7 protein-coding genes are annotated in these 8,794 nt (G+C 57.3%); 6 read left to right on the top strand and 1 reads right to left on the bottom strand.

The window, feature by feature from the left end:
* Positions 1–455: 455 nt before the first annotated feature.
* Positions 456–1,601: an N-acetylglucosamine-6-phosphate deacetylase gene (gene nagA / locus ACMLHG_RS01890; protein ID WP_417169365.1), complete on the bottom strand. Its 1,146-nt coding sequence runs from the start codon at positions 1,599–1,601 to the stop codon at positions 456–458.
* Between the two features lie 238 nt (positions 1,602–1,839).
* Between nagA and ACMLHG_RS01885 the strand changes: the two genes are divergently transcribed.
* The 6 genes from ACMLHG_RS01885 to ACMLHG_RS01860 form a co-directional block, all read left to right on the top strand.
* On the top strand, positions 1,840–2,748 hold the full coding sequence (locus ACMLHG_RS01885) for a nucleotidyltransferase family protein (RefSeq protein WP_417169364.1): 909 nt from the start codon (positions 1,840–1,842) through the stop codon (positions 2,746–2,748).
* A 21-nt stretch (positions 2,749–2,769) separates the two neighbouring features.
* Positions 2,770–3,870, top strand: a complete 1,101-nt coding sequence (locus ACMLHG_RS01880; RefSeq protein ID WP_417169363.1) for a phosphotransferase enzyme family protein — start codon at positions 2,770–2,772, stop codon at positions 3,868–3,870.
* Positions 3,871–4,012: 142 nt separating this feature from the next.
* Positions 4,013–5,092: a substrate-binding domain-containing protein gene (locus ACMLHG_RS01875; protein ID WP_417169362.1), complete on the top strand. Its 1,080-nt coding sequence runs from the start codon at positions 4,013–4,015 to the stop codon at positions 5,090–5,092.
* 32 nt (positions 5,093–5,124) lie between these two features.
* On the top strand, positions 5,125–5,898 hold the full coding sequence (locus ACMLHG_RS01870) for a prepilin-type N-terminal cleavage/methylation domain-containing protein (protein ID WP_417169361.1): 774 nt from the start codon (positions 5,125–5,127) through the stop codon (positions 5,896–5,898).
* Positions 5,899–5,909: 11 nt separating this feature from the next.
* Positions 5,910–7,925, top strand: coding sequence for a polysaccharide lyase family 8 super-sandwich domain-containing protein (locus ACMLHG_RS01865; RefSeq protein ID WP_417169360.1), 2,016 nt, complete (start codon positions 5,910–5,912; stop codon positions 7,923–7,925).
* Positions 7,926–8,101: 176 nt separating this feature from the next.
* Positions 8,102–8,794: AraC family transcriptional regulator (locus tag ACMLHG_RS01860; protein WP_417169359.1), on the top strand; the 693-nt coding region annotated here is incomplete at its 3' end.

The following is an 8,794-nucleotide window of genomic DNA, read 5'->3' as shown; positions in this document are numbered from 1 at the left end:
GTTGGGGCAATACAGCCGGTGCGTGGTGAATTCAAATACAACCTCGCGGCAGCTGCCCATCGGTTCGCCATGAACACGACGGAGAGAGAGCGGCGTAACCGTCAAATCTGAACTGCCGCATCTCTTACACCGGAACTTCGTACGTCGTAGCGTAAAACAGACGCTTGACGGTGTATATTTGACTGAATGTTGTTGAAATCCACGTATCCGCTGTGTATAGTAAAGATTAACCGACATCGCAACCTCCTTATTGCTGTTTTGCTCAAGAAACAATAAGGGCGATGTCGGCCTTTTTCCATTTCATCGCGGCGTTTTTCTCAAAATACGTTCACTTCTGTCAAAAACCGTCGAAGAACCGCTTTTTTTCTCCCTGAACTCTTTTTTCTATTGAAAAAATGCGGACTTGCGTCTTATCAAAGGCGCAAGTCCGCAAATGCTGTTGAGCGAAAGAGGCGTTAGTTACGGCTGTAACGCAGTTCGCCGCCGACGAAGGTGTGGACCACCTCGAAATCGGCGTCGAGCAGCACAATGTCCGCGAGATATCCCGGCGTCAGTCGTCCGATTCCGGAAAGACCGACCGATTCCGCCGCGGTCAGCGAGGAGGCGGCGACCACTTCGTGCAGCGGCTTTTGGGTCACTTCCGCAACATTGTGCAGCGCGTGGTTCAGCCGCAGGGTGCTGCCGGCCAGCGCTCCGCCCTTCTTCAGGCGGGCCGCTCCGTCGCGGACGATCACCGGCAGGCCGCCGAGGGTGTATTCGCCGTCGGGCATGCCGGAGGCGCGCATGGCGTCCGAAATGAGCAGGATCCGTTCCGCTCCCTTTACTTTGAAGGCGAGGGCGATCATCTCCGGCGAGACGTGGAGCTTGTCGCAGATGAGTTCCAGCCGGACCTCGTCGAGCAGCAGCCCCGCACCGACCAGCCCGATGTCGCGATGGTGGAGCGGCGTCATCTGGTTGCAGAAGTGCGAGAGATTGCACAGCCCGGCGGTGTACCCGGCGCGGAATTGTGCATAGTTCGCGGCGCTGTGGACACAGGAGGGGGTGATGCCGAGCCGGAGCAGTCCGGCGGCGAGCTCCACTCCGCCGGGCTGTTCGATTGCGAACGACACCTTGCGGACCGGATAGATCGCGTTGAGGCGCTTCACCTCTTCGATGTCCGGATTGCGAACGAAGGCCGGATTCTGCGCCCCGGTGCACTTCGGGTTGATGAACGGGCCTTCCAGATGGACGCCCGGCATCCGGCACCCCTTGCCGTCGTAGGCGGCGATGGAGCGGAGCGAGGCGGCAAGGTCCTGTTCCGGCAGCGTCAGCGTAGTCGGCAGCAGTGTGGTGACCCCCTCTTCGAGTTTGCCGCGGCCGATGCGGTTGACCCCTTCGACGGAACCGTCGCTGAAGTCGGCATTGTTGCGGCCGTGGCAGTGGACGTCGACGAAACCGGGCACCGCGGTCAGGCCGGCGGCGTCGATGATTCTGTCGGCGGCGGGCAGTGCCGCTCCGGCGGGCAGAACGGCACGGATCCGGTCGTTCTCCACAAGGATGGATGCGGATTCAAGTTCGAGGCCCGGCGTGACCAGGCGGCAGTTGGTAATCAGAATTGTCATGGAAACAGTCTCCCTGTTGGTTTCAGTTTTCTTCAATATAGTGCGGAAGCGGGTTCTCCCCAATGAAGTTATCCGCATGAATCATGGATTTTTATGCAAAACTGCGGAACCAGTGGGGGAAAAGGTTGATTTGCAGGGCGAATGAGTATATCTTAAGGCGGAATGAACAATACGCCGGTCCGGAAAGAAGAATGGTTTCGCGGACCGGCATGCAAATGCAGATGCAGGAGAGATGAGAATGAAACTTACCTTGATGGTTCTGGCGGCGGGCATGGGCAGCCGTTACGGCGGGTTGAAGCAGCTCGATCAGCTCGGTCCTTCCGGAGAGACGGTGATGGATTATTCGGTGTACGACGCCATGCGGGCGGGATTCGACCGGGTGGTTTTCGTCATCCGTCGCGACATCGAGCAGGCGTTCCGCGAGGCGGTCGGCAACCGTTATGCGGACCGGATTGAGGTGGACTATGCGTTCCAGAGCGCGGACGATCTGCCGGCGGGGTTCCGGGTGCCGGAAGGGCGCGCCAAGCCGTGGGGAACCGGGCAGGCGGTCTACGCCGCGCGCAACAACATCGACGGTCCGTTCGCCGTGATCAACGCCGACGACTTCTACGGTGCCGACAGCTACCGGAAGCTGGCGGACTATCTGCGGAACGCGCCGCAGAACGGCAAACTTACCGGCTGCATCGCCGCTTTTGTGCTGGCCAACACGCTGAGCGAAAACGGTTCGGTTTCGCGCGGCATCTGTTCTGTCGACGAGAAGGGGAACCTGGCCAAAGTGGTGGAGCACACGAAAATCTTCCGCCGCGACGGGAAGATCATCAGCGTGCAGGAGGATGGTTCCGAAGTCGAATTCACCGGGCAGGAACCGGTTTCGATGAATTCCTGGGGATTCCAGCCCGGTCTGATGAACGAGCTTGGCGGCCTGTTCACTGAATTTCTCCAGGGGCACGGGCAGGAGCTCAAGAGCGAACTCTATCTGCCGGCGGCGGTGGATTCGCTGATCCGTTCCGGCCGGGCGGAGATCCGGGTGCTGCACAGTCTCGACAGTTGGTTCGGCATCACCTACCGCGAGGATAAGCCGTTCGTACAGGCGGCTCTGCGCGATCTGGTCGCCCGGGGCGCTTATCCGGAAAAACTCTTCGCCTGACCGAGGGAGGAACGTTCATTGATGTACACGCAGGATGATTTCCGGCGCATCTGTTCGAAATTCGCACTCTACGGCGATTTTCTGGTTGCGGTTCCCTTCGGCGGCGGCCATGTCAACGACACCTTTCAACTCACCTTCGATCAGGGGGGGGTGCGGTTGCATTACGTCCTTCAAAGGATCAACCGGAATGTGTTCCGCAAGCCGGAGCAGGTGATGGAGAACATGGACCGGGTCACCCGCCATCTGCTGGCGAAGATCCACGCCGGCAAGGCCGAAACCCGCAAACGGACGATCCGGCTGCTGCGCACCTTCGCCAATCAGCCCTGCGTGACCGATGAGCGAGGTGAGGTGTGGCGTGCCTACATCTTTGTCGAAAACGCCCGTGCGTACGACGTGCTGGAAACGCCGGAGCAGGCGTTCAAAGTGGCGCAGGCGTTCGGCGACTTCCAGTGCAACCTGGTGGATCTGCCGGGGCCGCGGCTTCACGAGACCATTCCGGATTTTCACAACACGCCGAAGCGGCTGGAGGCGCTCCGGCAGGCGATTCGGCGCGATCCGGTCGGCCGGGAACGGCGGGTGCGGCGCGAAATCGACTTCATTATGAAGCGGGCGGATGAGACGAAGCGGCTTCTTCAGCTGCAGGCCGAAGGGGCCATTCCTGAGCGGATCACCCACAACGACACCAAGGTCAACAACATCCTGATCGACGACCTCACCGGCGACGGCATCTGCGTGATCGATCTCGACACGGTCATGCCCGGCCTTTCCCTCTACGACTTCGGGGATATGGTCCGGGCGGGAACCAGTCCGGCCGAAGAGGACGAGGTCGATCTGGCCAAAGTCGGCATGCGGTTTGAGATGTACGAGGCGCTCTACCGTGGATTCCTCAGCAGTGCCGGGAGTTTTCTCACCGAGGCGGAGCGGGAGAATCTGCCGTTTTCCGGCAAGCTCATCACCTTCGAAATCGCCATCCGGTTTCTGACTGACTATCTGGAAGGGGATGTCTACTTCAAGGTGAAGCGTCCCGAGCACAACCTGGAGCGTTGCCGCAATCAGCTCCGCATGGTCGAATCCATCGAGGAGCAGTCGAAGCGGATGAAGGATCTGCTGCTTACCCATTGAAAAAGTTCTGCTGTCACAGCTGGTTGCATATGTGCAATTTATGAAATGCGCATATGCAATTATTTTTTGAAAAAATGATTATGTGCTATTGACATTTTTCTTTGTATCCGCTATAATTAATAGCGAAAAGGAGAGTGTCGACGTGGAACTCAACCGGATGGAACTGAATGCGGAAGGCGTGCCGAAATACCGGCAGCTTGCCGCGCGGCTGGAGACGTTGATTCGTGACGGAGAGCTGGCGGCATCCACCCGGATTCCGAGCGAGCGATTGCTGGCGCGACAGCTCGGGGTTTCGGTGATTACGGTCAATAGCGCGATGAACGAGCTGATGAACCGCGGATTGATTGAGCGCCGGGTCGGTTCCGGGACCTACGTGAGCGAACTTGCCGGCAGCCGGACACGGCATCGGCGGATCGGATTCTTCAACCATCAGCGGATCCAGCCGGGGGCGAATCTGATCGGGACGATGCTGGAGACGCTGTTCCAGTTCTGGGGAGATCATAACGCCGATTTGCTTGCGCTTTCGCGTCTGCCCGGCGAATACGAGCAGACCATTGCGGAATACCGGCTCGACGGGGTGCTGATTTACAGTCCGCTGGCGGAGTTTGTTCCGGCGATTCGCAAACTGGTGCGGCGGGAGTTCCCGGTGGTTGCATTGAGTTCGATTCTGCCGGAGCTGGCAGACATCAGCTTCGGTTACTCCAATGTCGAGGTCCTTGACGCGGCGGTGGAGTATCTGGCGAAGCTCGGCCATCGGGATATTGCCCTGCTGCTGCCCGGGGACAACGAGACCGCCTACCGCGGCCGGGCGGAAGGATTCCAGCGGGCGATGTGGAAATACCGGCTGCCGCTGAATCCCGACTGGCAGAAAACGGTCGGCACTGAATCGGCGGCATACATTCGCGAACTGCTTTCCGGCCCGGCACGTCCCGGGGCGGTGATTCTGGGGTCATGCGGATTTGCGGAGGATTTTTATGCGATTGCGGCGGAACTGAAGTTGGAGATTCCGCGCGATCTCTCCGTCGTCAGCATTGACGAGGATGCAAAGATGCTGGCGCTTCCGGAGCCTCCTTCGGCGTTCCGTGTGGATTTCGCCGCGCTGACACTGGAAGGTTCTGAAACACTGTTAGACCGGCTGGAACAGCGGGAACCGGCGAAGAGAAGAGGACGGAATTTTGAATTCGTCGACCGGTGCAGCTGTGCGGCAATTCCTGTGAAATGAGATCGATCAACCGTTTAGAAAAAGGAGAACCCATGGAGTTAGATTTTGTCAATTACCGGGAAAGAGAATGTCGGAGCAGTTCATTTACTTTAATTGAGCTTCTGATTGTTATTGCGATCATCGCAATTCTGGCCGCCCTGCTGCTGCCGGCGTTGAATCAGGCGCGGGGGAGGGCACACGCCACCACATGCCGGAACAATCTCAAGGAGCTCGGACTCGGGATGCAACTGTACCTAGGAGACTATCAGGATTATCTGCCGCCGGTCTCCAACGGGGAGACCTCAGGTTCCGCACCATACTGGCCACGGTTGTTGATGGGGAGGACGTCGTCCATCGTCGGATTGACCAGTGGATTGTATGCGCACAACCGCCTGTTTTACTGTCCGGAGATGAAGGGAAGCTACGATCTAAATGCCACAACGGAGAGTACCGGCGGCTGGTGGACCATGCGTCCGCATTACGGCGTCAACAGTCTGCTTTACACCGGAAACAGCGGCTGGCAGAGTTCCACCAAAAGCGGCAGGATCCGGAATCCATCGATTAAATTTCTGCTTGCCGACGTCTGGCAGCGAAACAGCACCGGCCTCAGCGACAAGGAGTACGGCTATTTTCGCTGGCAGAATAACGTCGATATCACGAACGGCGGTTACGGCAATCTGGCTGCCCGTCATAACAGCAGCGTGATGATTCTGCATCTCGATGGTCATGTCGCGCCCTATCGAGTTGCCAACCTGGAGCGCCCGTTCGACTCCGATCCATTTCGAAACATTGACGCCAACAAGCGTTATCACCGTTACAACTTCTAGGAAAAATTAAGATGAGAATTCTGTTTCAGGCTGCTGTTCTGCTGATTTTTCTGCCGCTCTCCGGAGATGATTTTACACGGCTTCGCGATCAGTTTGTCGCGTTGACCGTATCCGGCAGTACGGCGGCTGATGATGCCGTTGCGCGGAAGACCCTCGCCCGGCAACGCCCGGATGGAACCTTCACCGATGTCGATTATGCTGATGACGACGGCGGACGCTGGGATCTGCGGCGTCACTGGCATGCACTCAACGCTCTTGCCCGCTCCTGGCGGTTCAGCCGGACCGGGCTGGCGGGAGACAAGCGAGTGCTTGACGGTGTGATTCGAGGAATTGAGAACTGGGCGGAAAAGGGCTATACCAACCATAACTGGTGGTATCAGTCGATCGGGATTCCGCTGATGTCGACGCAGACGATTCTCACCATGGGCGATGCTCTTCCTGCCGAAACGCTTCGCAAATTCCGTCCGATCCTCGACCGATCAAAAATCGGCATGACTGCGCAGAATCGACTTCATCTGGCGACGATCCACTTTCTGAAAGGGGTGATCTACCGTGATGCGAAGATGGTGGAGGAGGGGAGGGCGGTCATTCTGGAGGAGATCGCATTCGCCAGACCGAAACACGAAGGGCTGCAGGCGGATTTCAGTTTCCACCAGCACTATGCGCAGATGCAGTTCGGCAATTACGGACTGGCGTTTTTGATGACCGGTTCACTCTGGTCTGGTGTGATGAAGGGAACCCGCTTCGCTTTCCCGCTGGAGAAGCGTCGACTGCTCGCTGATTACTTCGAAAACGGCATGCGCTGGGTGGTGTTCCGCGATCTCTTCGACTTCAACGCCTGCGGACGGCAGATCGTCGGGCCGGCGCAGACGGAAAAGGCCGCCGGCGTCCGCCGCGCGATGCTCCGGCTATTTGACGTGCCGGATGAGAAAACGAAGGAGCGGATTGCCGGATTCTTCACCGATACCGGGAAGTTTGCCGGCAATCGTTATTTCTTCCGCAGTGATTTCATGGTTCACCGGCGGGAGAATTTCTATTTTTCCGTAAAGATGTGTTCCCGGCGGGTGATCGGCAGCGAAAGCACCAATTTCGAAAACGAACTGGGGCGTCATTCAGCGGGGGGCGTGTTCCAGCTGCTGCGGAAGGGGGATGAGTATTTGAAGATCATGCCGCTGTGGAACTGGCGACGTCTGCCGGGCTTGACCGCGTTGCAGGATGCTTCCAGCCTGCGTTCTCCGGATAAATATTATTACAATCGCTCCGGTCAGGTCGGCGGAGTGTCCGACGGCCATGACGGTGCCGTCATGTTCGGACTGGAAACGGATGGAATTTCCGCCCGTAAAAGTGCGATTGCATTGGGGCAGAACATTGTTCTGGTCGGAAGTGCGATCACTGCGACCGCTGATTTCCCGGTGAATACGACCGTCGATTCCCGCTGGTATCGGACTCCGGTGGAGGTGACCGCTGCCGATGGCGGGAAACTTACCTTGACGGAGCCGGGTGAACGGCGTTTGAAAAATGTGATGCAGATCCGGCATGATGAACTGGAATACCGGTTCCCGGTCCCGACATCGCTGGTGATCGAGATTGCAAACCGGCGCGCTGACTGGACGGAGATTCAGCCTTCCTACAAGAATCAGCGGCCGGTTGAGGGGGGAGTTCTGACGATCTATCTGGATCATGGAATCCAGCCCCGTAATGCGGAATATTGTTTTCAGATCGCGCCGGTCGGCGACAGTGCGAAGCTGAGTCGCCTGCCGGGAGACGCGGGATGCCATGCCGTGTTCGACCCTGCCGGGAAATCGGGAGCCGCGCTCTTCTACACGCCCGGCAAAGTGGAACTGCCCGGCCTCGGAACTCTGGAAGCGTTTCAGCCTGCCGCCGTCCTGATCCGGGATGGTGTGTTTTTCGTCGCCGACCCGACACAGGAGCGGAAAACGCTCCTGTTCAGTCTGGGGTCGCGACGGATTGAAGTAACTTTGCCGCAGGGAGTTCATGCCGGCAAAAGCGTGCGTCTACCGCTGTAAAGTCGAATCTTTCCTGCTTGTTCCTCTTCCACCGCCAGACTCTTCACTCTCATTCCCGCGGCCGTGGGGGAAATGTATTTGGATGAAAACTTGCAAACTCCGTGAAGTGGGGATAAGGTAAAAAAGGTTTTGCAGATGAAACAAAGGTATGGCGTTCGGGCCGGGGACAGGGAAATATGCCGCATCAGCCGAAACATCTCTCTCAACTTCTGGCATTCAACCTGACGAAGGAAGCTCCGATTCGTCTGGCAATTGGGGACTCTCTGCCGTCGGATGAAATCGTCTATCTGCATTGGCATAACTGCTTTGAATTGGCATTATGTCTGGAGGGAAACGGCATTTTCAGCATTCCATCGGAGGGAATTCAAAACGTTTCCTCCGGTGACGTGTATGTCATTTCCCCGGGAATTCTGCACTATTCAAGGAGTGAAGGTTTCGGAAATTCCAAGTGGCTCTGGGCATATTTCAATTTTTCATTGCTGCTTGCTCCGTTTCCCTTGAAAAACAATTGGAAATTCCTGGAGCAGATGACGACATGCCGGTATGTGAATCTGATTCGAGGAGGAGGCGAGATTCGCGAATTACTGCTCCAATTGTACCGTAACCGCGAAGATCTCGAAGATTGCCGGGCATGGGGGTTTTTACTGGCAAGGCGTCTGGAAGCCATGTTTGTCCAGTTTATGCAGAAGGAGCAATTATTGCTGGCTCCTGCTCCCTACCGGCCGATTGCCCCGGAGCGAATACAGAAAGCGCTGATTCTAATCAGCCGCAACTTTTCCTCAAAACTTACCGTGGAGGAACTTGCTAGGGAATGTGGCATGAGCGAAAACAATTTCCGCAGAGTTTTCTACAGCACAACCGGCGTTTCT

Origin of the sequence: Victivallis sp., from assembly GCF_048170485.1 — a bacterium.
Taxonomy (GTDB): Bacteria; Verrucomicrobiota; Lentisphaeria; order Victivallales; family Victivallaceae; genus Victivallis.
This window is presented reverse-complemented; position numbering and strand designations above follow the sequence as displayed.